17 protein-coding genes are annotated in these 24651 nt (G+C 72.8%); 7 read left to right on the top strand and 10 right to left on the bottom strand.

From position 1 onward, the window contains the following. The 4 genes from WME85_RS47240 (at position 1) to WME85_RS47225 (ending at position 2159) form a co-directional block, all read left to right on the top strand. Complete coding sequence (locus tag WME85_RS47240; RefSeq protein WP_437831278.1) at positions 1-672, top strand: NuoI/complex I 23 kDa subunit family protein; 672 nt, start codon at positions 1-3, stop codon at positions 670-672. A gap of 58 nt (positions 673-730) precedes the next feature. Next, entirely contained in the window at positions 731-1246 is a 516-nt protein-coding gene (locus tag WME85_RS47235) for an NADH-quinone oxidoreductase subunit J family protein (RefSeq protein WP_436619925.1), read from the top strand. A gap of 3 nt (positions 1247-1249) precedes the next feature. Continuing rightward, the gene (nuoK, locus tag WME85_RS47230; RefSeq protein WP_437831276.1) at positions 1250-1558 is read left to right on the top strand and encodes an NADH-quinone oxidoreductase subunit NuoK; all 309 of its coding nucleotides are present in this window, start codon (positions 1250-1252) and stop codon (positions 1556-1558) included. 280 nt (positions 1559-1838) lie between these two features. Further along, the gene (locus WME85_RS47225; RefSeq protein WP_437305617.1) at positions 1839-2159 is read left to right on the top strand and encodes a hypothetical protein; all 321 of its coding nucleotides are present in this window, start codon (positions 1839-1841) and stop codon (positions 2157-2159) included. Positions 2160-2551: 392 nt separating this feature from the next. On the opposite strand, the gene WME85_RS47220 is transcribed toward WME85_RS47225, so the two are convergent. From WME85_RS47220 to WME85_RS47200, 5 genes are all read right to left on the bottom strand, one after another. Continuing rightward, the gene (locus WME85_RS47220; RefSeq protein WP_437831273.1) at positions 2552-4225 is read right to left on the bottom strand and encodes an ArnT family glycosyltransferase; all 1674 of its coding nucleotides are present in this window, start codon (positions 4223-4225) and stop codon (positions 2552-2554) included. Between the two features lie 170 nt (positions 4226-4395). Beyond that, entirely contained in the window at positions 4396-5142 is a 747-nt protein-coding gene (locus WME85_RS47215; RefSeq protein ID WP_437831271.1) for a class I SAM-dependent methyltransferase, read from the bottom strand. A 7-nt stretch (positions 5143-5149) separates the two neighbouring features. Then, on the bottom strand, positions 5150-8098 hold the full coding sequence (locus tag WME85_RS47210; RefSeq protein WP_437831268.1) for a protein kinase domain-containing protein: 2949 nt from the start codon (positions 8096-8098) through the stop codon (positions 5150-5152). Positions 8099-8153: 55 nt separating this feature from the next. Then, complete coding sequence (locus tag WME85_RS47205; protein WP_437831265.1) at positions 8154-8585, bottom strand: hemerythrin domain-containing protein; 432 nt, start codon at positions 8583-8585, stop codon at positions 8154-8156. 79 nt (positions 8586-8664) lie between these two features. Beyond that, positions 8665-9114, bottom strand: coding sequence for a hypothetical protein (locus WME85_RS47200; RefSeq protein ID WP_437831263.1), 450 nt, complete (start codon positions 9112-9114; stop codon positions 8665-8667). A gap of 162 nt (positions 9115-9276) precedes the next feature. On the opposite strand from WME85_RS47200, the gene WME85_RS47195 reads away from it, so the two are divergent. Both WME85_RS47195 and WME85_RS47190 read left to right on the top strand, forming a co-directional pair. Further along, positions 9277-13368, top strand: a complete 4092-nt coding sequence (locus tag WME85_RS47195) for a transglutaminase domain-containing protein (protein ID WP_437831261.1) — start codon at positions 9277-9279, stop codon at positions 13366-13368. A gap of 271 nt (positions 13369-13639) precedes the next feature. Further along, positions 13640-14530 (top strand): DUF2267 domain-containing protein, encoded by an 891-nt coding sequence (locus tag WME85_RS47190; protein WP_437831260.1) that lies wholly within the window; start codon positions 13640-13642, stop codon positions 14528-14530. Between the two features lie 10 nt (positions 14531-14540). Here the strand turns inward: WME85_RS47190 and WME85_RS47185 are convergent, their stop codons facing one another. From WME85_RS47185 to WME85_RS47165, 5 genes are all read right to left on the bottom strand, one after another. After that, entirely contained in the window at positions 14541-14927 is a 387-nt protein-coding gene (locus tag WME85_RS47185; RefSeq protein ID WP_437831258.1) for a response regulator, read from the bottom strand. Then, positions 14924-16471 carry an RAD55 family ATPase gene (locus WME85_RS47180; protein WP_437831255.1) on the bottom strand — a complete coding sequence of 516 codons (1548 nt, stop codon included), beginning with the start codon at positions 16469-16471 and terminating at the stop codon, positions 14924-14926. Before WME85_RS47180 ends, WME85_RS47185 begins: the two co-directional genes overlap by 4 nt. Next, positions 16468-17508: a sensor histidine kinase gene (locus WME85_RS47175; protein WP_437831253.1), complete on the bottom strand. Its 1041-nt coding sequence runs from the start codon at positions 17506-17508 to the stop codon at positions 16468-16470. The genes WME85_RS47180 and WME85_RS47175 overlap by 4 nt, the downstream gene beginning before the upstream one ends. 303 nt (positions 17509-17811) lie before the next feature. After that, a complete protein-coding gene (locus WME85_RS47170; protein WP_437831251.1) occupies positions 17812-18816 on the bottom strand; it encodes an NAD-dependent epimerase/dehydratase family protein in 1005 nt (334 codons plus the stop codon). After that, a complete protein-coding gene (locus WME85_RS47165; protein ID WP_437831248.1) occupies positions 18813-23303 on the bottom strand; it encodes an AMP-binding protein in 4491 nt (1496 codons plus the stop codon). The genes WME85_RS47170 and WME85_RS47165 overlap by 4 nt, the downstream gene beginning before the upstream one ends. 371 nt (positions 23304-23674) lie before the next feature. Between WME85_RS47165 and WME85_RS47160 the strand changes: the two genes are divergently transcribed. Continuing rightward, positions 23675-24604, top strand: coding sequence for a deoxyribonuclease IV (locus tag WME85_RS47160; RefSeq protein WP_437831246.1), 930 nt, complete (start codon positions 23675-23677; stop codon positions 24602-24604). Positions 24605-24651 lie beyond the last annotated feature (47 nt).

Here is a 24651-nt window from a genome sequence, read left to right as displayed (position 1 = left end):
ATGGATCTCGCCCAGTACATCAAAAGCATCTCCAGCGCGGCCAATACCATCCTGGAAGGGATGGCGGTCACGTTCTCCCATCTGTTCCGGGAGCCCATCACCGTCCAGTATCCCGACAGGACAGACCGCCCTGTCACCGAGATGCTCCCCCCGCGCTACCGCGGCTTCCTCGAGGTGCAGATGGACATCTGCACCGGCTGCAAGCGGTGCGAGCGCTCGTGCCCCATCGAGTGCATCGCCATCGACCTGGAGAAGGACCCGGCGACGAAGAAGCAGGCGATGAGCCGCTTCGACATCGACATGGGCAAGTGCATGTACTGCGGCCTCTGCGTCGAGGCCTGCAAGAACGAGTCGACCGGCGCGATCCGCCACACGCGCGAGTTCGAGGGGGCGGCCCCGACGCTCGACCACCTCACCTTCCGCTTCATCCCCGAGGGGCTGGTGCCGCTGTACAAGGCGCCGAAGGACCTCGGCGAGGTGCCTGTCGGCGAGTACGGGCCTCACGCCCGCGAGGCCCGCGAGCGCGCCATGCGCGACAACCCCGCCGCCCTGGAGGAGCTGCGCGCCATCTGGCGCGCCGAGCGCGGCAAGGGCGGCGAGGGCGGCGAGGGCGGCGAGGAGAAGAGCGCCGAGGGCGGCGGGGGCGAGGAGGCCGGCGCGGCGGGCGGCTGAGCGAGGGGGTCGCCCTTGCTGGGCGGGGGGCAGCGATCTAACGTCGCGGTCCTCACACATGCCCCCCCTGAGCGCACTCGCCTTCCTCGGGCTCGCCGCGCTGACGCTCGGCTCCGCCGGGCTCGTGGCGTTCTCCAGGAACATCATCCACTCCGCGCTGGCCCTGCTCGGCACGTTCCTCGGCGTCGCCGGGCTGTACGTCACGCTGTCGGCCGACTTCCTCGCGGCGACGCAGGTGCTCGTCTACGTCGGCGGCACGCTCATCCTCATCCTCTTCGCCGTGATGCTCACGAGCCGCATCCAGGACATGAAGGTCTCGAACCCGCGCGGCGGGCTCGCCGTGGCCTTCGTCCTGGTCACGGCGGTGCTCCTCGTGCTCGGCAGGGTGGCGACCCGGACCCCGTGGCCCGCCGAGGCCAGGCCGGCGATGCCGTCGACCGCCAAGCTCGGACACGCGTTCCTCGGCGAGTACCTGCTCCCGTTCGAGCTCGGCTCGGTCGTGCTGCTCGCCGCCATGATCGGCGCGGTCGTGCTGGCGCGGCGCGCCGTCAGGCGCGCCTGGGAGCGGGAGTAGGCAATGGAGATCGGGCTCATCCATTACCTCAGCGTGGCCGCCGCGCTCTTCGGGCTCGGGCTGTTCACCGTCATGACGCGGAGGAACGCGGTGGGCATCCTCCTCGGCGTCGAGCTCATCCTCAACGCCGCCGCGCTCAACTTCGTCGCGTTCGAGCACTTCGTCGCGGGCGGCGTGGCCGGCCAGGTGTTCACGGTCTTCATCATCGTCCTCGCGGCGAGCGAGGCGGCGATCGCGCTGGCCATCGTGCTCCAGGTCTACCGCAACCACCGCAGCATCATGGCGGACCAGCTGACATCCCTGAAAAACTGACATGAGCGCAGTCACCCGTGCGGAAATGTGGGCCGTGCGGAAGCGGGGGCGAAAGCGGGGACGGGGGCGAAAGCGGGGGCGGGGGCGGGAGCGAAAGCGGGGGATCGACGGTGCGACGATCGACGCGACGAGCGCGGCGCGATCGATGACGCGATCGGGGACACGACGAGCGCGACCCCCGGACCGGCGCATGCTGCGGCGCGCCGCGCATTTTGCGCGCCGGCAGCCTCCGCGTGTGGTGAGGGAATGCACTTGACGTGCGCGCGATCTGCCTCTTCAGGTGGAGCTCAATCCCACCGACAAGCAGGAAAAACCTGACCTTGCTAAGCCCCTGAGCGCGACCCACGTTCGAAGCATGCAGAACCTATCCAAGTCGGAGCTGGTGGGGTTCGTGGAGCTCGAGGTCGGTTCGCTTGCTGTACAGGTGCCGATCCGCGCTGCAGCAGCGGCGACCGAGCTCCCCCTCGCGTCATTCGAGGCCGAAGGGGACAATTGCGCCATCCTCGTGCGTGGCGACACGTCCTCCAAGGCGGTTGAAGTCGCGCTGCGGGAAGCGGCGCAGGAGGCGGTCAAGCACCTGTCGAAGAAGTTGCTCAACTAGCGCCAGAGGCCTCGGCGCTCCTCTGGGCGTTCTGGTGGGCGTTCTGGGCGTCACGGACCATCTCCGCCCAGCGACCGGGCCACGGCAGGGGTCGGCTGCATGGCGGACCTGCGCGTGGCAGCGCCGGTGGGGTCGTCGCGTATCGGGATGGGATGATGGCCATCGCTCGCATCAGCGCCCAGCAGAGCGAGCGGCCTGATGACACGTGGGCCCGGCTTCCGCCAAGGGCCGCTCAGGCTCTGAGCCTGGCTGGCCGCGTGCGCCTGACGTGCGCTGAGACGCGCTGCGCGAGCTTGGCCTCGCCTCGCCGAACTCGCCTTGCCGAAGACGTTTCGTTTCGCGCACCCGTGCGTGCTCCGCCGCTGGGTGCTGGCGCGCCATGCCGAGTTGCTTCAGGGCTTCGCAGGGTCGGGCAGGATCCGGTAGAGATAGATGTGGTGGTTGATCTCCACGTCCGGCTCGCGCCCGCGGAGCGCCGTGTAGCACTTCTTCGGCGCGGTCTTGAGGGTCAGGGCGTGCAGCGCGACCCATGAGCCGGGCGAGGGCGCCGTCTCGCAGCTGAAGCGTTTGTACGGAACGCCGAAATACTCCCATTCGATGCGGCGCGTCTCGCTCTGGTAGTTGTAATAGAGCGGCTGAATGTCGTGCTCCTTGGCGTATTTCGCGAGCGCGGCGCGATCCTGCCCCCAGTCCTCACCGTAGATGCTGATCTTGTAGCCGCCGGCCGCGCCGCCGACGAACAGGTTGAAGTAGCCCAGGAAGTGCGGGGCGGCGAGGAGCGCGCTCGCCGCCGTGCTCGCCACGAGGCCCGCGAGCGCGAGCTGCACGGGGCGGCGCGAGGAGGTGAGCGCAGAGAGCCTGTCGAAGGAGCGCGCCGCGAGCACGGCGAGGAGCGGCATGATCGGCATGGCGTGCCGGACGCCCATGTTGAGGTTGGCCCGCATGAAGGAGGCGAGGAGCAGCAGGGCCGTCGCCCCGGTGGCGATCACCTCGACGGAGGGGGCGCGGACGCGCCGCAGCGCGAGCGCCGCCCCGGCGAGCAGCAGGAGCACCGTGGCGGGGGGATTCTTGATGAGGAGCATCACAGGGAAATAGGCCCAGTGGCCAATCCGGATGGCCTCGCCGAGGAAATAGGACGTGAACCCACCGGCGTTGAGCGCGGTCACCGCCGCCATGCCGAAGAGATACGTATACGGGAGGGGGACGCGCATGCCCGCCGGCAGGAACCGCAAGAGCGAGTGCTTCTCCAGCAGCTGGTGCTTGTAACTCTTCGAGACCGAATATTGAGGCTCGGGCGCAGCGAGGATGTCCCGTACCGACATGCCGGTGTGGTCGAATTTGTAGACGGCGTTGATGACGAGGAGCAGCACCACGCCGGCGAGCAGCATGTGGAGGCCGAGCTCTCCGAACCGGCGGGCGGTGGGCTTCCCCTCGAACCGCCCGCGGCCCGTCGCGGCGAGCAGCACCCCGACCAAGCAGAAGATCGGCACGAGCAGGAGCCCGCTGTACTTCGTGACGGCCGCCGCTCCGATGGCGAGCGTCATGGTCACGAGCGACCACCGGCCGGCGCGCCCGCTGGCGTACCGTGCGAACTCGCCCACCGCGAGCATCGTCGCCAGCGCCGCCGGGAGGTCGGTGGTCATGTACCGGCCCTGGGCGATGATCGTCGGATTGAACGCAACGAGGACCAGCGCGGCCAGCGCGGCGCGCTCGCCCCAGAACCACCGGCTCCAGGACCACACGTAGCCGGCGAGGGCCGCGGCCATCAGCATGATCATGAGCCGGGCCCGGAAGAGCTGCTCCCGCGCGCGCGCGTAGTCCCGCTTGATATAGTCGAGCGCGACGAGGCCGATGTTCGCGTCCTTCCAGTGCCGGAACGATGAGACGTGCGCGTTGCCCTTCATGAGCGCGACGGGGATCGCGGCGATGGCGTTCGCGAGCGGCGGGTGGGCGTAGTTGAGCCGCATATCCGAGGTCTGCCACCAGGCGAGCCCGCGCGTCATGTGCGCCCATTCATCCTCGGTGGGCGAGTCGTCGCGATGACCCCACTGCAGCAGGCCGAGCATCGCGATCAGGATTGCGAATGGCGCGAGGCGGGCAGCCCAGCGCGCGGCGTTGCGGGAGGCGGCGGGGGCGGCGGGGGCGGCGGGGGCGGCGGGCGTTGAGGCGTCGTGCCCAGTCATGGCGCGCACCCGTACCACGAAGCTATCGAAGCGTGCCCGCTCGATCTACGCGCCTAGGCGGCGGCGCCGCGCCGCGCCACGCAGAAGACCGAGAGCCCGAAGCTCGGCCGGTAGCCGCGCGCGATGAGATCGACCTCGGCGCCGAGGACGGCCTCGAGCGCCGAGGAGGCGAGGCCCGACTTCGGCGAGGGCTGCTTCATGCTGCCCTTGCCCGGGCGCAGCGTGCGCGCGGCGCTCCAGACGGCGCGCGAGCCGACCGCGGCGGGAAAGAGCAGCTGGTTGAAGTAGGCGCAGGCCTCGACCTGGAAGCCGGCCGGCAGCGCGGCGCGGAAGCTGCCAGCGGTGTACCGGCGGAAGTGCTGGAGCGCGCGGTCGTGGTCGCTGAACAGCCACGGATACGCCGGCACCGTGGCGACGAAGATCCCGCCGGGGCTCAGGTGGTCATGGATCCAGAGGAGCGCGGCGCGGTCGTCCTCGATGTGCTCGATGACGTCGAGCGCGCAGATCACGTCATAGCGACGGTCGAGCTCGAACGGGAGGGGCGTGGTGTAAAGCGTCCTCGCCGTGCCGGCCTTCGCGATGGCCTCCTGTCCGAGGGGGCTCACCTCGTTGGCGTCGATGGCGCCGAACTCCGCGAGGACACCGAGGTTCTGGCCGACGCCGGCGCCGACCTCCAGCAGCTCGAGCGGCCGCCGGCCGGGGCCGAACTCGCGCACCAGATGGCCCAGCAGCCGAGCCCTCCCCTTCCTCAACCAGTCGCCGGATTCCTCGGAGTACTGCTGGTATGCTGTCGTTTCCATCCGCTCTTTATTCTGCCTGCGGGGTCGGTTCGTCGTGAGGAGGCGGCTCGGGCGCGGACGGCTCCGAGGGTGAAGCCGGCTCGGCCTCGGCCGGCTCCGAGGCCGGCTCCGGGATCTCGATCGTCAGGTCGTCCACCTTGGACGGCTGCTTCCGCGGCTTCTTCGGCGGCGGCGCGCGTCGCTTGCGCGGCGGCGTCGTCGTCTTCGTCGTCGTCGCGGCGGCGCTGGCCGAGGGCTGTCCGGTCGGGGCCGCGGGCGCGGCCGGCGCTGTGTCGCCGGGCGGGGGCGCCGGTTCCTGCGGCGGCGCCGGCTCCGCGGCGGTCGCCGGCGGCTCGGGCGGCGCGCTCTCGGCTGCCGGCTCGGCGCGCGGCGGGCGCTGCGAGCGAACGACCTGCCAGGCGACGGCGCCGGCGGCGACCACCAGCGCGAGCGCGCCCCAGCGGACGAGCCGGCGACGTCGCGAGCCGCCGTCGAACTCCGGCTCCGGCAGCGCGCCCTCGTGCGCCAGACCGCTCACGCTCGAGCTCTTCATCCAGTGGTCCGGCGACTGGTCGGAGCGCGCGGCGCGCGCCGGCGGGACCGGGGCGGGCGCGGCCGGCTGCTCGAGCGGCCGCGACGCGCGCTGCGGGGCGAGCGAAGGCGCGACGGCGATGGCCACGGCCGGCGCGCGCTCGACGTCGTCGCGCTGCGGATCGAGCGGCGCCCTCGTGGAGAGCGGCGGCGCGTCGCGCTCGAGCCCTGCCGTCGCCGGCGCGGCCGCCGCCGGCGCGGCCGCCTCCGGCGAGGGCGACTGCAGCGAGGGCGCCTGCGACGGAGACGGCTGCGCCGTGGTGGTCTGCGCCGCGTCGCCCTGCGCTGCGGGCGCGCTCGAAGCGACGGGCGCGCCGTTCTCGGGCTCCGGCGACGCGAGTTCCTGGGGCGCCTGCGCCGCGTCCGCCTGGGGCGCGAGCGCCGCGGGCGTGGACGTGGACGGTTGCACCCAGGGCTCATCGACGTCGGTGTCGATCTGGTCCTCTTCGAACTCCTCGATGTCGACATCGACGAGCGCGGGCGCGCTGTCGGCTGGCCGCCGGTGCGCTCCCATGAGCGGGATCGGCTGCGAGCCGGGCGCCGCCTCGAGGTTATCGTCCGCGGGCGGGGCGTCATCCGGCTGCGGCGCGAGCGGCGCGCCCGTCGCGAGCGGCGCGCCCGTCGCGAGCGGCGCGCCCGTCGCGAGCGGCGCCCGCGTGGAGAGCGGTGGCGCCTGGGGGAGCGGCGGCGCCTGCGAGAGCGGGGCCCTCGTGGAGAGCGGCGGCGCCTGGGGGAGCGGCGGCGCCTGGGGGAGCGGCGGCGCCTGGGGGAGCGGCGGCGCCTGCGAGAGCGGGGCCCTCGTGGAGAGCGGCGGCGCCTGGGGGAGCGGCGGCGCCTGCGAGAGTGGCGCCCGCGTGGAGAGCGGCGGCGCCTGGGGGAGCGGCGGCGCCTGCGAGAGCGGGGCCCTCGTGGAGAGCGGCGGCGCCTGAGGGAGCGGCGTCTGCGAGAGCGGCGCCCGCGTGGAGAGCGGCGGCGCCTGCGAGAGCGGCGTCTGCGAAGCGATGCCGCCGGGCCGCGGCGGCGCTGGTGGCCGGTCGGTGAGCCGCGGCGGCACGGGCGGCCGGTCGCCGAGCCGGGAAGAGAGCGGCGAGCTCTCGCTGAGCGGTGAGCGCTCGCCAAGCTGGGACGCGGCGGCCGGCTGCTCGCCGGGCTGGACCAGCGGCGGCGCCGGCGATCGCTCGGTGAGCCGCGGCGCGGCTGGCGGCCTGTCGGTGAGCCGCGGCGCGGCTGGCGGCCTGTCGGTGAGCCGCGGCGGCGCCGGCGGCCTGTCGGTGAGCCGCGCCGGCGTCCTCGCGCTCGGGCTCGTCGACAGCGGGCTGGCGGCGGCGTCCGCGGGCCGCTCGCTCAGCGTCCGCTCGGGCGTCCCCGCCGCCGGCGCGCCGGGCGCGGTGTCCGCCATCCGGGGGAGCGGCGGCGCCTTCGGGATCGTCGAGCCGGTCGCCGGCCGCGGCGGGGCCGCCGGCGGCCGGGTCGGCGCGGACCGGGGCGGCATCGGCGGCGGCCGCGGCGAGCTCACGCTGCCCGTCGAGTCGGCCGCCACGTCGGCGATGCGGGCGAGCGACTCCGCGAGATCGCGCGCGCTGCTGAAGCGCCGCGCCGGCTCGCGATCGCACGCGCGCGCGAACCACGCGTCGAAGGTCGGCGGCAGCTCCGGGTTCACCCGCGAGGGAACCGGGATCTCGCCGATCGAGATCTTGATCAGCAGGTCGCCCACGCCCTCGCTGTCGAACGGGAGCTCGCCCGTGACGCACTGATAGGCGATCACGCCGAGCGCCCAGATGTCGGCGCGGAAGTCGACCTCCCGGAGCCCCTTCACCTGCTCCGGGCTCATGTAGTGCGGCGTGCCCATGAGCGTGCCGACGCTGGTGCGCTGGGCGGCCCGCTTCCCCTGGCCCTTCACCTTGGCGATGCCGAAGTCGAGGATCTTGATGACCTCGTCGTCCTCGTTCGCGCAGATGAAGAAGTTCTCCGGCTTGAGGTCGCGGTGCACGATGCCGGCCCCGTGCGCGCGGGTGAGCGCGCGCGCGACGTGCGTCACGATCTTCGACGTCTCCTGGAGCGAGAGGCGGCGCCGGCGCGCGAGCCGCTCGAAGAGGTCCTCGCCCTCGAGCAGCTCCATCACGATGAACGGCTGCTCCCCCTCGATGCCGTGGTCGAGGATCTGCACGACGTGCGCGCTGCGCAGCTGCGCCGCGGCCGTCGCCTCGCGGCGGAACCGCTCGCGCGCGTCCTCCTGCTTCGCGAGCTCGGGATCGATGAGCTTGACCGCGACGTGCGTGCTGAGGGCCAGGTGCTCGGCGACCCACACCGAGGCTTGTGCGCCCTGCCCCACGGGTCGGATGAGGCGGTAGCGCTCGCTCAGCACCTGACCAGCAGCGATAGACACGGCGGCGAAAGCCTACGTCGAGGGGAACATCCGTGTCGAGTTCCTGCGTACCACCTCAGATGCCCTGACGAACCGTTTCCTTCATCAGCTCGCGCCACTCGTCGTGGGTGAGCTCTGGATAAATGTAGTCGCCCTCGAAATTTGTATGGTGCAGGAGCAGCCGGGCGACGTGCGCGACCACCGCCGCGACGTCGCCGCCCGGCGCGGCGCTCGCGAGCGACTCGGTTGCATCGCGCACCGCGGCGTGCTGCTTGAGCGCGACCTGGACCTCCTCGGCGAGCCCGCGGGCCTGGAAATGCGGGAAGATGGCTGCCTCTTCGCAGCGCATGTGCCGCTCCATGGGCCCGCGCAGGAAGGCGAGCAGGCTCTCGCGCTCGGCGCTCGCCTCGTCCGCGGAGCGCTGCGCCATGGCGAGCAGCTTCTTCGCCATGTCGCGAGCGAGCTCCTCCTCCTGGAAGAGCTCGTTCACCATCCGGTCCAGTTCCATGACGCGCGGGCCCTCGTAGTCCAGATCGCGGCGAGGGTCGAGCGGGGCGCGGCGCGATCCGGGGAGCGCGCCGGCCGGCTCAGTCGCGCGCCGTCTCCCGGGCGCGGACGATGGCGGCGAGCCTGCCGACCACGCCGTTGGCGACCATCGTGAGCACCTGCTTCTCCAGCGCCTGTCGCTCGCTCGGCCGGCCGCCGAACGAGATGCGCGAGCGGGCGGTGGGGCCGCCGACGACGCGGCCGACGACGGTGCAGCTCACGCGATGGACGTCGCCCCGCGTGGACGAGGTGAACTCGACGACGCGCGCGCTCAGCACGACCGCCTTCGTCTTGCCGAAGTCCGCCTTCTTCGCGGCGCTCGCGAGCAGGCCGCGCAGCGTGCGCGCCCGCTGGGTCTGACCTTCGCCCGCGGGCACGTCGATGCTCTTCCACTCGACCTTGGTGTCGCGGGCGAAGGTCAACGCTGGCGAGGCCGTGAGCGTGGTCAGGGCCATCACCGCCGAGAACAGCCATCGTGACGCTTGGCGCATGGGAGCACGTTCTTAGTGAACCGCGCGCGCGCCGGCCAAGTTCGCGCACGCCGTCCCGGCGCGCGGCGGCCACGTCCGCGCACGAACGTGGCCGGCGCGGCGATCGCCGCGCTCGCGCCGCGATCGTGCTCGCGCTATGCCGTGGCCTGGAAGCGAGGATCGATGGAGCGGAGCTCGCCGGGGGAAGAACGACGAGGTCGACGAGGTCGACGAGACGGACGGGATCGGCGCGCGCAGGCCCGCGCCGCGCGCCGGGGCGGCTGGGTCGCGGCGCTGCTCGCCCTCGCCGTCGCGCCCGCGGTGGGCAACGCGCAGGCGCCGCGCCCTGGCGGAGCGAAGCCGGACGCGACAGCGCCCGCCGGAGCGAAGGCGGACGCGATAGCGCCGGCGGCAGGCGGCGCGCAGGCGCCGCGCCCCGGCGGAGCGAAGGCAGACGCGACGGCGCCCGCGGCGGGCGGCGCGCCGGTGCGGCGCCCGACCGGCGCGAAGGTGGAGGCGCGCGCGCCGGCCGTGGGCGACGCGAAGGCGACCGAGAAGCGCGCGGCCATCGTGCCGACGCTGCGGTGGACCGCCGCGACGCCCGACGAGATGCTCGGCGCCGCGCTGGCCCGCGCGCGGCGGGGCGGCGACGACGCGATCGCCGGGCTCGTGATCGCGGCGTCGCTCGCAGACCGCGCCGCGCAAGGTCGCGCGCGCGAGGCCCTCGCGCAGATCGCCGCGTCCCCGTCGCCGCTCGCCGACGAGGCGCGCTGGCTCGCGGCCTCGCTCGCCCCCGAGCCGCCGGCCGCTACGTGGCCCGGCGCGCGCGCCGTCTCGTACGACGCGCCGCCGGATCCGTCGGGGCTCGTCAAGGCGTTCGCGATCCTCGGGCCGTTCCAGGACAACTCGGGCGGCGGGCTCGCGCGCCGCGAGGGGCCCGAGGCGGAGGGCCAGCGCTTCTCCGACATGAGCGCCCGCTACGCGTGGGGCGTGTACGACGTCGCGTGGCGCCGGGTGCTGCCCGCCGCGTCGACGCCGCGCGGCGTGCCGCTCGACCTCTACATCCACCCCCGCGCCGAGAGCTGCACGTACCTCGCCTCGCGCGTGACCGTCCCCGCCGCGCTCGATCGCAAGCCGATCCTCGCCCACGTCGCCGCGGCCGGCGCCGTGCGGCTCCTCTGGGACGGCGCCGACGTCGCCGCGAGCGACGTGGCCCACGAGCGCCTCGTGCTCGACCGCCTCGCCGCGCGCATCGAGGCGCCCGCGGGCGATCACCTGCTCGCCCTCAAGGTGTGCACCGGGGCGATCGCCGACGAGGGGCGCGCCCGCGTGCGCTTCACCGACGAGCAGCGCCGGCCGGTGGCGCTCGCGACCTCGTCGGATCTCACGCGGCTCACGCTGCCCCCGGCCGCGCCATCGACCGCCACCGAGATCAGGACGGCGCAGGGCAGGGCGCTCGACGCGGGCGCCTCGCAGGCCCTCGACCCGATCCTCACGGCCGTCGTGCTCCGCACGCTCGGCGGCGCGGACGACCAGCGATCGCCCCGCGCGCCCGGGCTGCTCGACCGCGTGACGCGGGCGGCGGGCGTCACCTCCGACGCGATCGCCATGGCGGGGTGGGTGTCCCCGTTCGGCGCGAACCGCAGCGGCTGGCTCGAGGCCGCGCGCGCCCGCGGCCTCGCCGAGAAGGACCGGGCCACCGCGGCGTTCGCGCAGCGCCGGCTCGTCGCCGCCCACCTCGCCTCGGACCGGGTCGACTGGGCGGCCGCCGTGCTGCGCGAGGAGCCGCTGCGCGCTGCGCGCGATCCCGAGGCGCGCGTCCTCCGGGCGCTCGTGAAGAAGAAGCTCGCCACCTCGGGGCTCACGCGGGCCGGGCTCGAGGAGCTGCTCGCGGTCGAGCGCGAGCAGAAGGACCGGACCCCCGTCGTCGTCTGGCAGGAGATCGCGGCCGCCGCGCGGCTCGACCCGGCGCTGGAGCTGCGGGCCGCGCGCCGCCTCGCCGAGATCGCGCCCGAGTCGCGGGGCGCCGACCACGTGCTCGCGTTCGAGCTCGAGGGCGGCGCCGCCCTCGAGGTGGCGGCGGCCGGGGCGCTCGCGCAGCAGACGTCGGCCGAGGACGTCATCCGCATCGGCCGCGCGCTCCACGGCGCGGGCCGCCTCGCGTGGGCGCGCGAGGTGCTCTCCTACGCGACGCAGGTCGCGCCGAACCAGCCCGCCGCGTTCCAGGCGCTCGCCGCGGTCCGGCAGGGCGCCGATCCCGCGCCGTGGGCCGCGGCCGCGACCGCCGCGCTCGGGCGGGCGCGCGACCTCACCCCTGGCGATCCGTTCCTCAAGGCCGAGCTCGCGCTCCGCCTCGGCGAGGGCTCGGCCGGCGCGCCGGGCCGGCGGCGCATGCGCGACGAGCAGTACCTCGTCGCGCCCGGCGCCTTCCTCGCGCGGGCGCGGCAGACCCCGGCGAAGAAGGGGGAGGTGGCCGACCGGCAGCTCCACTGGGTGCGCGTCGTGACGTACCACCCGGACAAGCGCGTCTCGCAGCTCATGCACTACGCGCGCGAGATCGTCATCGAGCCGCGCACCGATCAGGATCTCTACGAGCGCGACATCCCCGCCGAGGCGGCGGACACCGAGCTGCTCTTCGCGCGCGTGCACCGCAAGGACGGCACGGTGGCGGAGCCGGACGAGCAGGGCGCGGGCGGGCAGAAGCCGTTCGTGCGCTGGCCCAAGCTGAAGACGGGCGACGTCGTCGAGGTCGCGGTGCGCTCGTGGACCCCGGGCCCCGTCGGCCGCCGCGGCGACGCGCCGTTCTACTTCATCGACTACGTCGGCTCGACCGACACGCGGCCGATCCTCTACAACGAGGTCGTCGTCGACTCGCCGAAGAGCGATCCCCTGGCGATCGACGTGCTGAACGGCAAGGCGGAGCGGGTGCTCACGTCGGAGAAGGACGGCCGCCAGGTGACGCGGTTCATCTGGGACGACCCGCCCGAGGTGCCCGAGGAGCCCCTCGCCCCGCACCTCGCGGAGGTGCTGCCGGTCGTCGTGGGCTCCACGTTCCACGGCTGGCACGAGTTCCGGGAGTGGTACCGGGGCGCCGTCGCGGGCTTCATGGAGCCCGACGATCAGGTCCGCCGGCTCGCGGCCGAGCTCACGAAGGGCAAGGCGACGCGCGACGACAAGCTGCGGGCGCTGTTCGACTTCGTGGCGGACGACATCCGCTACGTGAACTTCGTCTCGGGCGAGTGGTGGCTGCCGAACCGCCCGCAGGAGCTCCTGGCGCGGCGCCAGGGCGACTGCGACGACAAGGCGATGCTGCTGATCACGCTGCTCAAGTCGATCGGCATCGAGGCGACGGAGGTGCTCGTGCAGACGCGCTACACCGGCCAGCCGTCGCTGCTCCGGAGCGAGGTCGCGGCGATCCCGGTGTTCGACCACGGCATCGCGTACCTGCCGGGCGCGGGCGGCGCGCCGGGCATGTGGCTCGACGCGACGAGCCCGCAGAGCCGGCTCGGGCCGCTGCCGGCGATGGACGCGCGCACGCTGGCGCTGTTCGTCGACGACGGGCCGCCGAAGATCGTGGAGACGCCGGCGAGCTCGCCGGCCGACCACGGCGTCGACGCCGACTGGACGATCGCGCTGCTCCCGTCGGGCGCGGGCGAGCTCGCGGCGAAGGAGCGGCACATCGGCGACGCGGCGTTCGAGCTCAGGTCGAACCTGGCCGAGGCCGACGCGCGCGCGCAGTGGGTCGAGCAGTACCTCGCGTACGGCTGGTTCCCGACCGTCGACGTGAAGCCGAAGGTGGCGTTCCAGGCCGATCTCGCGCACGGGGCGGCCTCGCTCGAGTACGAGGCGCGCTCCGAGGGGCTCGCCCGCCGCGAGGGCGCGGAGCTCTCGGTGCCGCTCTCGGGCACGTCCACGATGACGTCGCAGCTCGCGCCGCTCGTGAAGCGCACGCTCCCGGTGGTGCTCCCGCCGAGCATCGCGCCGCGGCACCACCACCGGACGATCACGATCGTCGCCCCCGCCGGGTACACGTTCGCCGAGCTCCCGCCCGGCGGCGACGAGAACGGCGGCGAGTTCGGCCGCGCGACGCTCTCGTTCGCGAAGGTGCCGGGCAAGAACGCGGTCGTGGTGAAGGAGCGCGTGGTCCTCGATCGCTCGACGATCCCCGTGGCCCAGTACGCCGCCTGGCGCGGCTGGCTGCAGCGCGTCGACGGGCTCCAGCACCGGATGGTGCGGCTCGTGCCCGTCGCGCCCGCGGGCAGTCAGCCGCGGTGATCGCCTGCCGCGCCCCTGCGCCCGGGAGCGCGGCCCGGGGAGCGGCTCGCCGGGCGCCGCCCAGCTCGACGCGGCCGTACCTCCCGTCGGCCCGCTGAGCAGCGGCGGCGCCCGTCTCCCCGCCTGGAGGCCGCGCGGCCACAGACCTTGGTACCGTTCTGGCTAGCCGCTCTTCCACGCACGCACGGCACGCACGCGTACACACGCGCGCCAGCGTTGCCCAGGGGGGAGGGGTCTCGCCATGTCGCTCGAACAGTACCGACGCCCGCGAATGATCGTTCTGAGCCCGCGCTCGACCGCTTATGACGCGGTGAGGGCGATGGTCGACAACCACGTCGGCGCGGTGCTGGTCCACGATGGCCAGCGCCTCGCGGGCATCGTGACCGACCGCGACATCGCGCTGGAGGTCGTGGCGGGCGACCTCGACGCGCGCAGCACGCCGCTGCGCGACGTCATGTCGGACGAGGTCGCGACGCTCGAGATCGACGCGTCGATCGACGACGCCGTGCGCACCATGCGCGATCATGCGTGTCGGCGCGTGCCGGTGACCGAGCAAGGGCGGCCCGTCGGCCTCGTGACCCTGGACGACCTGCTCGCTGACGGGGTCATCGACGCAGAGGCCGCCGGCTCCGTCGTGAAGGCGCAGCTCGAGGTGGCCGCCCGGTTCAAGCCGGGCGGCGCGCTGCACCCGGAGGGGACCGCGCGGCCAGAGCGCTCGCGCGGCCCCGTGCGCGCCCTCACGCGGCGCAAGGCGCGCGCGGACAGCGCCTTTGGCCGGCTGCTCCACGCGGTCGAGCGTCACAGCGGCCTCCAGCAGCGCGACCGCGCGGAGCTCGCGCTCCAGATCGTCCTCGGCAACCTCTGCCGCAGGGTGACGCCGCAGGAGGCGCGGCACCTCATCGCGCAGCTCCCCTCCAAGCTCCACCCGTCGCTCGATCCGTTCCTCGACGGGCCCGACAAGCGCATCACGACGTCGACCATCGAGGACGACGTCGCGCGCGAGCTGCGCATGGACCGCGAGGCCGCCGGCTTCGTGCTGCAGGCGATCTGCGAGGCGGTCGCGGACAGCGTGTCCGCCGGGGAGATCGAGGGGTTCCGCGGCCAGCTCCCGCTCGACATGAAGGACCTGTTCCCGCCGACCCCGCTGCGCCGGGCGATCTGAGCCGCCCGCGTCAGCCGGTCGGCGCTGGCGCGGGCGCCGCGAGCAGCTTGCGGACCATGACGAGGAGCTTGTCGGCCGTGAACGGCTTCTTGAGGACGCTGTGCACCCGGTCGCCGAGCTTCTCGAGCAGCTCGTGGCGCTGGTCCACCGCGCTCATGATGACGATCGGCATCCCGTCGAGCCGCTGCTCCTCCTTGACGGCCCTCACGAGATCGAACCCGCTCATGATCGGCATCATCAGGTCCACGAGGGCGAGGTCCGGCCGGGCCCCTCGCAGGTAATCGAGCGCCTGCTTGCCGTCGGGGTAGGTCACGACCGAGTACCCCTCGTCCTCGAGCAGCCCCTCGATGCACGCGAGGAGGTCTGACTCGTCATCCACCACGAGCACGGTCGTCACGGATCCTCCTCTTTCTCTTGCAATCCACCGAGGACCCGCGCGTGCCCCGAGAGGATCTGCTCCGCAGAACGGAACGAGCTCGCCACCTCGATCCCGCGCTCGCCGATGACGAACTCGCGGATCGACCTGTCGTAGAGGCTCTCTCGCATCTTCATGATCGAGATGAGCCGGTGGATCTGCGACCTGAGCTCGACGTAGCGGAGCAGGATGACCGTCTCGACCACGTTCCCGAGCTCGGGGTTCGGCATCTTGATGAGCGGCGTGAACAGATCGAGCTCCTCGGTCACCACCGTCGTCACGTCGAGCATCCTGAGCTGGTTGGTGAAGGCCGAGAGGAACCGCGGCATCCGGTCCGGGTAGACCGACGCGGCCCGGAAGCCCTCGATGCCGTCGATGAACAGCCGCCGTCGCGGCTTCGGGTCCTGGCGCAGGAGCTCGATCAGCTGCTCCGCCAGCGCGTCCATCATGTGCTCCAGCGGCGGCTGCCAGATGAGCCGGATCATGCCGTTATCGATGTACGTATCGAGCTCGATGCCGACCTTCCGGGCCTTCTCGCGGAGCCGGGGCGGAGGCTCGTAGAAGCCGAAGTAGATCCCTTCCTGTCCCTGCATCGCTCCCTCGACGAGGAACGAGAGCCCGAGGAGCGTCTTGCCGGTTCCGGGCGCGCCGAGGAGGGCAGTCGTCGAGCCCGAGGGCAATCCGCCCTCGATCATCGCGTCGAAGCTCTCGATCCCGAAGCCCATCCGCTTGCGCTCCTCGGTCGCGCTCGCCTGCGGGCTGTCGAACTGGATCTCGGTGCGGGGGTGGATGACCATCCCGGACGTGTCGATCTCCACCTCGTGCTTCCCGCGCAGGGAGTCGCTCCCGCGGAACTTGTGGACCGTGAGCTCCCGGACGGCCCTCGACCCGATCAGCTGGTCGGTGAGCTCGATGACGCCGTCGACGAGCGCGTTCTCGGCGTGCGACCGCTCCCGCGTGCTCGTGAGGAGGAACGTCGTGCAGTCGCTCAGCGTGGAGAGCCCCTGGATCTCGTGCACGAACTCGCGGTAGGCGAGCGCGGTGGGCGCGCGCTGCTCGACGCTCTCGAGCCCGTCGATCACGAGCACGTCGGTGCCGCGGCGCTCTCGCAGGGTGCGGCGGAGCAGATCGAGCAGCCCGGGCAGGCCTTGATCGCGGAGCGCAGGGTAACCGCTGATGTAGTAGATGCGGTCCGGGATCATGCCCGGATCGAAGAACCTCATGCCGCTCAGGTGGCGGATCATCTTGCTGTGCGACTCGACGAGGAGCGTCACGTAGACGCACCGCCCGCCCGGGCTCCTCCGCACGTGCTCGAAGCAGAGCTGGTTGCCGAAGATGGTCTTTCCGCTCCCCGGGGGGCCCATCAGGGCGTAGGTGCCGTTCCGGAGGAAGCCGCCCTTCAGGATGTAGTCGAGCCTCGGAATGCCAGTCACCAGCCGGGGGATGTCGTCGCTGGAGCTATCGCTCTGTCCGCCCTCGGGCGAGGGGCCCTGTGCGCCTTGTTGGTCTTCTCGTTCTCGCGTCATGCGTGTTCCGCTGTTGTCTCCGACGACTGCTGCTGCGCGACGGGCAGGCGCACGACGAACGCCGCCCCGCCGCTGTCGGGCGATTCGATGACGATGCTGCCGCCGTGCGCCTGGACGATCTCCCGCACGATGTAGAGGCCGAGCCCGAGGCTCTGCGACTTGTAGGTGGAGGCGATCCGCTGGAAGGGCTCGAAGACCCGATCGCGATCCTCCGCGGCGATGCCTGGCCCGTGATCGCGGACCGTCAGCTTGGCCGCCGCCCCCTCGCACTCGACGGAGACCTCGATCGGGCTGCCTCCCCCGTACTTCAGCGCGTTCGTGAGCAGGTTCTGGACGACCTGCTCGATGCGCGCGCCGTCCCAGAGCCCGAAGACGGGCTCATGGGCCGCGATCCGGACCGGCGTCCCGGCCGCGCGGGCGTGCTCGATGGCCTCCTCCGCGGCGTCGCGCACGATCTGGAGCAGATCCTTCGACTCGAACTCGAGCTCGAGCCGGCGGGCGCGGATCCGCGTCACGTCGAGGAGGTTCTGGACCAGGCTGGTCAGGCGATCGATCTGGCGCTGCGACATGTCGACCAGCCGGTCGAGCTCGGGGAGCGACCCGTCCGCCGGGACGCGCAGCTTGAGCCGGTGGATCGTGAGCATCAGGGCGTTGAGCGGCGATCTCAGCTCGTGCGCCGCGATGGACAGGAACTCGTCGCGCGCGGCGAGCGCGGCGCGCGTGTCGTCGGTCCATCGATGGAAGGCGGTCACGTCGACGAAGGTGATCGCGGCGAGCCTGCGCTCCTGGTCGACGGTGTCGCACCGGACCACCAAGGCGACGTCGCCCTCACGGGTCTTCCAGTGCGTCATCGAGGGGCCGAACGCCTCGCCCCGAAGGGCGCGGGACCGCGGCCGCTCGTGCGGCCCGAGCGGCTTGCCGTCGGCGTCCGTGACGTGCGGGGTTTGCCCGTCCAGGTCCTCATAGGCAAACGCTACCTCGCGCGCTGACGGGTTGGCGAAGACCACCCGGCCATTTCGCCCGATCTCGATCAACACGAGTCCTACCTGGATCGTCTCCGCGGTCGGTGCATCGGTGGGTGAAGCCGCTTTGACCAAGTTCGCTCCCTCGCTGTTGCGAAGCGTCTCGCTGCCAGGCTCATCCTGCAAACAGCGGGCCGCCCGGCAGCCTCAGGCCGGAGCGGCGCCCGTGGCGAGCGCGGCTGTGGCGTAACGCCATCGCGCGGGGCAACCTTGTGCGTGCGGGGAGATGGCGGGACCGACCATTGAAGTCTCAATGGCGTCCTTACATTGTCGCTTCAGCGCTTGTCGGGCGCGGCACAGCGCGGCCGCGATCTCCGCCTACGCCTGCGGCCAGACCACGCCGCGCGCGCGCAGGTCCGCGACCGTGTCCGCCAGCGTCTCGAGCGGGTCGCGGGGCGTCCAGTCGAGCTCGCGCCGGGCCTTGGTCGAGTCGAGGTACCAGAAGTGCTGAGCCATCTCCGCCGACACCGGGTCGACCGGCAGGTCGAACGGGAGTCGCTTGCGCGCCCGCTCGAGGAGGTGCGCGCCCGCCTTCGCGAGCGCGATGCTCCGCGGCAGCCGCAGGGCGGGGACCGGGACGCCCGAGATGCGCGAGAGGCGGTGGAAGAAGACGTCCAGGCTCATGTTGGCGGCCCCGAGCAGGTAGCGCTCGCCCGGGCGGCCCTTCTCCATGGCCAGCGCCATGCCGTGCGCCGCGTCGCGGGCGTCGACGAACGAGAGGCCGCCCGCGGGGATGAAGGGCACCTTGCGCTCGAGGAAGCTCACGACGTCTCCGGTCGAAGCGCCGTGCACGTCCCCCGGGCCGAGCAGGATGCTCGGGTTGACGGCGACGACCTCGAAGCCCGGCCCGCTGCGATCGAAGGCCGCGCGCTCGGCGTACAGCTTCGAGCGGTAGTAGGGCCAGCCGGCGATGAGGTCGATCGGCGGCGCCGCGGTCTCGTCGCGGATGTCGTCCGGGTCCCTGCTCACCGCGACGACGCCGCTCGTGCTCGCGATGACCGCGCGCTTCACCCCCGCGTCGCGGCAGGCGTCGAGGGTGAGCTTCGTCCCCTCCACGTGCGTCCGGTAGAGCGCCTCGGCGTCCTCGCGGCGCCGCGAGACGCGCCCGGCGCAGTGGAAGAGCCCCTCGCAGCCCTCGGCGGCGGCGCGGACCGACGCCGCGTCGAGGATGTCCCCGCGGCGGAGCTCAACACCTTGCTGCTCGACGAGCGCGGGCGCCTCCGCCCGGCAGAGCGCCACGACGTCGTGCCCCGCCCCGCGGAGCTCCGCGACGAGGTGCGAGCCCAGGAAACCGGTCGCGCCGGTGACGAGGTAGCGGCTCATGCGAGGTCGAAAACCTTCTGGAAGGTCTGGAGGAGGGAGATGTCGTTCGATTTCACGAGGCCCGTCATGAACTCCATCGGGCTCGGTGTGTAGGCCTCACGGACGATCTTGGTGAAGATCTCCGGCGTCGTCTTGAGCACGCAGTCCGCCTGCTGGCTCGGCTTGCCGACCCGCGCCTCGCAGCCGGCCGGGTCGATCCGCAGCGTCCACTTCGCCTCCTCCTCCGTTCCGAGCGTGACGTAGTAGGTGATCGGCTGGGTGACCCGCCCGACCACGTACTTCGACTCGAGCTCGCGGAACAGGAGCGTGAGCGGGTGCTCCTTCGTGCTCGCGGCCTGGTCGATGCTCTCGACCCGGCGCAGGTCGAGGGCGCCGCCTTCCCGCAGCTTGATCACGGCGAGCTGCGTGAGCTCCGCGACCTTGCGGCAGGCCACCGCGTATTTCATCCCGGCGGTGAGCCGCCGGAGGTCGCCGATCTCGAGCGGCGGCCCGATGCGCGCGAGGACGTCGCGGCGGATCGGGACGCTGCGCCCCTTCGGGAGCGCCTCGAAGGTGCCGCCCAGGTAGAGCGGCAGGATGTCGACGTTGTGCGTGAGCGCGAGGTGGCCGATCGCCGGCTTGAACTCCAGGATGCTGCCGTCGGGGCTGCGCGTGCCCTCGGGGAAGAGCAGCACGGTCCGCCCGCGGTCGAGGATCTCGCCCGTCTGGCGGAGCGCCGTGCGGAGGCCGCCCTTGCGGTCGAAGGGCGCGAGGTTCGTGAGGTTCTCGAAGTACGCGCGCCGCCAGCGGTTGCCCTCGAAGAAGTAGTCCTGGGCGGCCAGCGAGACGATGCCGTCGCCGTAGCTGCCGAGCGCGAACTTCACGAGCCCCATGTCGAGGTGGCTCGCGTGGTTCGAGACGACGATCGTGTTGCGGTTGTGCGGGATGAACGCGCGCCCGTAGACCTTCGGGCGCATGACGTTCCCGTAGAAGCCGGACTGGACCTTGTTCATCCAGTGCTTGGCGAAGTCGGCCACCGGGCGGGGGATGTGGATGGGCTCCTCGCCGGGCGCGTGCGGCTTCGGCTCCGCGGCCGCCCCGCCGGCGTCGTGCGCGAGGGCGCCCGCGCTCGCGTCGGCGGACGCGGCGGCCTCGGCGGCGAGGCGCTCGACGATCGCCTTCACCTCGGGGCGCTTCACCTGGCCGGACGCGGTGCGCGGCAGGTCGGCGTCGTGGAGGTGCAAGGCCATGGGATGACACGGCTTGGGCAGCGCCTGGATCGCCGTCCGGAGCGCATCGAGCGCGCGCTCGTGCTGCGCGGCCCGCGCGAGCGCCTCGTCGCCGTCGCCGTCCTTGGCGCTCAGGGGCGCGGGGACGGCGAGGCAGGCGACCTGCTCGCCGCCGCGGCCGTTGTCGATCCCGACGATCGCGAGCTCCCGGACGTGCGGGACCTTGCCGAGCTGGCGCTCGACGTCCGCCGGGTAGACGTTCTCGCCCTTGGCCGCGGTGATGACCTCGCTCTGCCGGCCGACGAGGACGAGCCGCCCCTGCTTGTCGAGCTTGCCCAGGTCCCCCGTGTGGAGCCACCCCTCCGCGTCGAGCGCGGCCTGGGTCGCGTCGGGGCCGTCGGCGTAGCCCTTCATGACGTTGGGGCCGCGCGCGAGCACCTCGCCGACGCCGCTCGCGTCCGGGTTCGCGATCTTGATCTGCACGCCGGGGATCGGCTTGCCGACGTTCCCCGGGCTCGCCGCCGGCGAGACCTTGGCGACGGTCAGGACCGGCGCCGCCTCGGTCAGGCCGTAGCCCTCGGCGAGCGGCAGGCCGAGCCCCTTGAACACGGCGGCCGTGTCCCTGGGGAGCGCCGCCCCGCCGGAGATGAGGAAGCGGACGTTGCCGCCGAGCGCCTCGTGGACGCTGCCGAAGAAGAGCCGCCCCGCGTTGAGCCCGAAGCGCTTGCCGAGCATGCGGTTCAGCTCCATGGCCCAGCTGAACGCGGTGGCCGTGGCGGGCCCCTGCTCCTTCACCCTGGCGACGATCTGGCGCTCCAGCATCTGCCAGAGCGCCGGCACGCCGACCATCGCCGTGACGCGCGCCCGCTTCAGCCCGTCGCTCACCCGGTCGGCCGACACCTCGTCGAGGTAGATGATCCGCGCGCCCTGCGACAGCGGCAGGAGCAGGCCGCAGGTGACCTCGAAGGTGTGGTGGAGCGGCAGCACGCTGAGCACGCGGTCGCTCGCCTTGAGCGGGAAGAGCGGGGCGAGGGAGGCGAGCAGCGCCGTGAAGTTGCCGTGCGTGAGCAGCACGCCCTTCGGCTCCCCGGTCGTGCCGCTCGTGTAGACCACGCTCGCGACGTCCTCGCTGCCCACGCGCACGTCCGGGGGCGCGAGCCCGTCGCCGGACGCCAGGCCCAGGTCGGCCGCGCGGCCCTCGGCGAAGCCGACCAGGTCGAAGGCGTACAGGTTCGGCAGCGCCGCGCGCACGTCGGCGCCGACCTTCTCCTCGACGGCGCTGTCCCAGAGGACGACCTTCGCGGTGGACGAGCGGACGACGGCCGCGAACGCCGCCGCGTCGAGCGCGGGATCGATCGGGACGGCGACGGCGCCCGCGCGGAGGATGCCGAAGTAGGCGATGGGCCACGACGGCTGGTTCGCGCCGGAGAGCGCGACGCGATCGCCGCGGCGGACGCCGAGCGCGGCGAGGCGCGCGGCCGTCTTGCAGGCCGCGTCGCGGAGCTCGCGGTAGCTCGTGCGCGAGAGGCCGTCCTGCTCGATCTGCTGGAGCGAGAGCGCGTGATCGAAGCGCTCGGCGACCTCGTCGAGCAGGTCGACCAGGCTGTCGTAGGGCCGCAGCGGCTTGATCTCCCGCCGGAGCATGTCCTCCATGAGCGGGAAGGCCCACTTCTCCAGGCCGGGGAGGTGGACGTTCCAGATGTAGTCGCGCCAGTCGATCTTCTCGGGCGCCCAGACGAAGCGCGCGCGCTCCTCGGGCGGCATGCGGGCCATGGCCGCGCGCGTGTTGGCGCAGGAGTAGACCCAGTCCGCCTCGGCGACGAACGGCATGAAGACCTCGAGCAGGGTGGCCGTCCGCTGCTCGGTCTTCGCGGCGCTCTCCAGCGCGGCGGCCGCCGGCCTGAGGAGGGCGGCGGCGGGGCCGACGCCCGCCGTCTTGAGCAGGCCCCCGAGGCCGCGGAGCGCGCCCTCGATCGCGCGCGCGCCGTGCGCGTTGTACTGCTGCCGGCTCAGCCCGCGCGGCTCGAAGCGGGACGACACGACGTCGAAGAGCGCGGTCTTCTTCCCCTCGAACACCTGCCGTCGCTTGTAGAGCCCGGCGAGCTCCAGGTAGCGCGTCACGCGGCAGCCGTTCGTGTCGGTTGAACCGTACTGGTACACGGCGGGCGCGCGGCCCTCGATGAGCTCGCAGAGCGAGGCGATCATGCCGCTCGCGGTCATGTCGACCGGGATGAGGTCGAGCCGCACGTCGTGGTCGCCCGGGAACTGCACCTGCCCCTTCGAGGCGAGGTAGAGGTAGGGCGCCGAGGTGTTGATCCCCTCGTTCCAGCCGGTGAACGGGAACTCGACGGCGGTCTCGACGACGGCGGGGCGGACGATGGTGAAGGGCAGCCCGGAGCTGGCGAGCACCTGCTCGCCGATGCTCTTCGTGTAGGTGTAGATGTTGGTCCACCCCCAGAAGAGCGCGCGCTCCTTGCCGGCCTCGACGAGCCGGTCCTTGATGAACTTGCGCTTCACCCTGGCGAGCTCGTTCTCGAGCGCGCTGCCGCGGCCCGGCTCGCCGCGCGCGGCGAGGTTGGCCTTGGCCTCGTCGAGGAAGGCGCTCTGCCGGAAGGCGTCCTCGCACCGCTGGCGCGCCTGCTTCACGAGGTCGAGGCACTCGCTGATCTCGCGCTGCGGGTCCCAGTGCGACCGATCGAGCGTCCGCTTCGGGCAGGCGGCGCCGAACCACGTCTCGCCGGCGGCGCGGGGGAAGGGGATCTCGGCCGGGTGGTTCTCCTCGATGAGGCCGGAGCGGTAGCCCGCGACGAAGCAGGTGCTCGTGTGCATCACCTTGGCCCCGAGGGTCCGCGCGAGCTCGACGAGGTTGCTGATGCCGAACGCGTTGACCTCGAGCGCCTCGTCGAGCGGGGGGTTGAAGTCGACGACCCCGGCCACGTTCACGACGGCGGCGATCTGGCCGGTGAGCTCCCCGACGCGGTCGCCGAGCCCGAGCAGCGGCAGGCCGACGTTGCCGTTCATGGGGGTGATCTTCTGCCGGAGGTACGCCTCGAAGGCGGGCCCCGGGTGCTGCTCGCGGATCGGATCGAACACCGGCGAGGTGGCGATCTGCGACCAGAAGCGCTCCTCCGGCGACTGGTTCTCCTTGGCCCGGACGAGCAGGTAGATGTGGGCGATCTCCGGGAACCTCGCGAGCAGCATGGCCAGCCAGACCTTGCCGAGGAACCCGGTGCCTCCGACCACCACGAGCCGCTTGCCCGAGAGCACGTGCGACGGCACCAGCGGCGGGGCCGCCGCGGTTTCTTGGCCGGCGGCTTCACCCGGGGAGCCGAGCTCTGTCCGTCCCGCCCCAGCCCCGTTCGTAACACCCATATGGCTCATCGAGACTCCAGGAAGGCCGCTCAATTCGCGCCTGGGCCGTAACGCGTCAAGGGCGAGGTGCCGCGAACCGCGGTTCGCGGCCTTCAGGCACGACGTTTGCCAGCCCCTGGATCGCGGATTGCTCGCGGAATCGCCGTTGTCGCGCGGCGTCGGACGGCGTGATCCGGTCGTAGTCGCGTTCGCGCTGGCCGGCGGGCGCCGTGGCAGATCGGGCGCGTCCGGAGCAATGCCTTGCCGGCGCGCCAGCGGCGACCCAAGCAGTGCGGCCCATGATCTTCGGCGCGCACGAGTCCGTGGCCGGCGGCCTTCACCGCGCGATCGCGCTGGCGGGGGAGGACCGGTGCGAGGCGATGCAGATCTTCACCAAGGTCTCGGGCCAGTGGCGTGAGCCCGCGCTGAGCGCGGAGCAGATCGCCGCGTTCCGCGCCGCGCGCGCGGGCTGGGCCGGCGCGGGTCGGACGCTCTCCCACGCGAGCTACCTCATCAACCTGTGCGCCGACGACGCCGCGATCCTCGAGCGCTCGCGGGAGGCGCTGTTCCAGGAGCTCGCGCGGTGCGACGCGCTCGGGATCGACTTCGTCGTGTTCCATGCGGGCGCGCACCGCGGCCTCGGCGAGGAGGCCGGCCTCGACCGCATCGGCGAGAGCCTCGCGATCGTGCTCTCGCGGGGCGAGGGGCTCCGCGCGCAGCTGTGCATCGAGAACATGGCCGGGCAGGGGTCGACCCTCGGCGACCGCCTCGATCAGATCGCCGCGATGATCGAGCGCGCCGGGCCGGCGGGGGCGCGGCTCGGGGTCTGCATCGACACCCAGCACGCCTTCGCGGCGGGGCACGACCTCCGGAGCGAGGCCGGCTACGAGCGGTTCTGGGGCGATTTCGGCCGGCTGCTCGGCATGGACCGGCTGCGGTGCATGCACGTGAACGACTCGAAGGCGGCGCTCGGCCAGCGGCTCGACCGGCACGCGCGCATCGGCGACGGGGAGATGGGGCTCGCGCCGTTCTGGCGCCTCGTGAACGACGCCCGGCTCGCGCGCGTGCCGGCGGTGATCGAGCTGCCGCCGCTCTCCAAGGAGCGGCGCGGCTACGCGGAGGAACTCGCGCGGCTGCGCGCCCTCAGCGGCGCGGCCGCGCCGCCGGCGCCTCCGCCGCAGCCCGCGCCGGAGGCGCCGCGCGCGCCGAAGCGGCGGCCGCGCGCGTAGCGCGGCGGGGCCTCAGGGCCGAAGCCGAGGCCGCGCGCGTCGCGTGG

Origin of the sequence: Sorangium sp. So ce1153, assembly GCF_051521595.1 — a bacterium.
Taxonomy (GTDB): domain Bacteria; phylum Myxococcota_A; class Polyangia; order Polyangiales; family Polyangiaceae; genus Sorangium.
The sequence above is the reverse complement of the archived record's forward strand: the minus strand, read 5'-3'. Positions and strand labels throughout refer to the sequence as shown.

Excerpts from the sequence above, each read along its gene's own strand:
- WME85_RS47240 (WP_437831278.1), top strand. The coding sequence starts at position 1 with ATGGATCTCGCCCAGTACATCAAAAGCATCTCCAGCGCGGCCAATACC.
- WME85_RS47235 (WP_436619925.1), top strand. The coding sequence starts at position 731 with ATGCCCCCCCTGAGCGCACTCGCCTTCCTCGGGCTCGCCGCGCTGACG.
- nuoK (WP_437831276.1), top strand. The coding sequence starts at position 1,250 with ATGGAGATCGGGCTCATCCATTACCTCAGCGTGGCCGCCGCGCTCTTC.
- WME85_RS47220 (WP_437831273.1), bottom strand. The coding sequence starts at position 4,225 with ATGCTCGGCCTGCTGCAGTGGGGTCATCGCGACGACTCGCCCACCGAG.
- WME85_RS47215 (WP_437831271.1), bottom strand. The coding sequence starts at position 5,142 with ATGGAAACGACAGCATACCAGCAGTACTCCGAGGAATCCGGCGACTGG.
- WME85_RS47205 (WP_437831265.1), bottom strand. The coding sequence starts at position 8,585 with ATGGAACTGGACCGGATGGTGAACGAGCTCTTCCAGGAGGAGGAGCTC.
- WME85_RS47200 (WP_437831263.1), bottom strand. The coding sequence starts at position 9,114 with ATGCGCCAAGCGTCACGATGGCTGTTCTCGGCGGTGATGGCCCTGACC.
- WME85_RS47195 (WP_437831261.1), top strand. The coding sequence starts at position 9,277 with ATGGAGCGGAGCTCGCCGGGGGAAGAACGACGAGGTCGACGAGGTCGA.
- WME85_RS47190 (WP_437831260.1), top strand. The coding sequence starts at position 13,640 with ATGATCGTTCTGAGCCCGCGCTCGACCGCTTATGACGCGGTGAGGGCG.
- WME85_RS47180 (WP_437831255.1), bottom strand. The coding sequence starts at position 16,471 with ATGACGCGAGAACGAGAAGACCAACAAGGCGCACAGGGCCCCTCGCCC.
- WME85_RS47170 (WP_437831251.1), bottom strand. The coding sequence starts at position 18,816 with ATGAGCCGCTACCTCGTCACCGGCGCGACCGGTTTCCTGGGCTCGCAC.
- WME85_RS47160 (WP_437831246.1), top strand. The coding sequence starts at position 23,675 with ATGATCTTCGGCGCGCACGAGTCCGTGGCCGGCGGCCTTCACCGCGCG.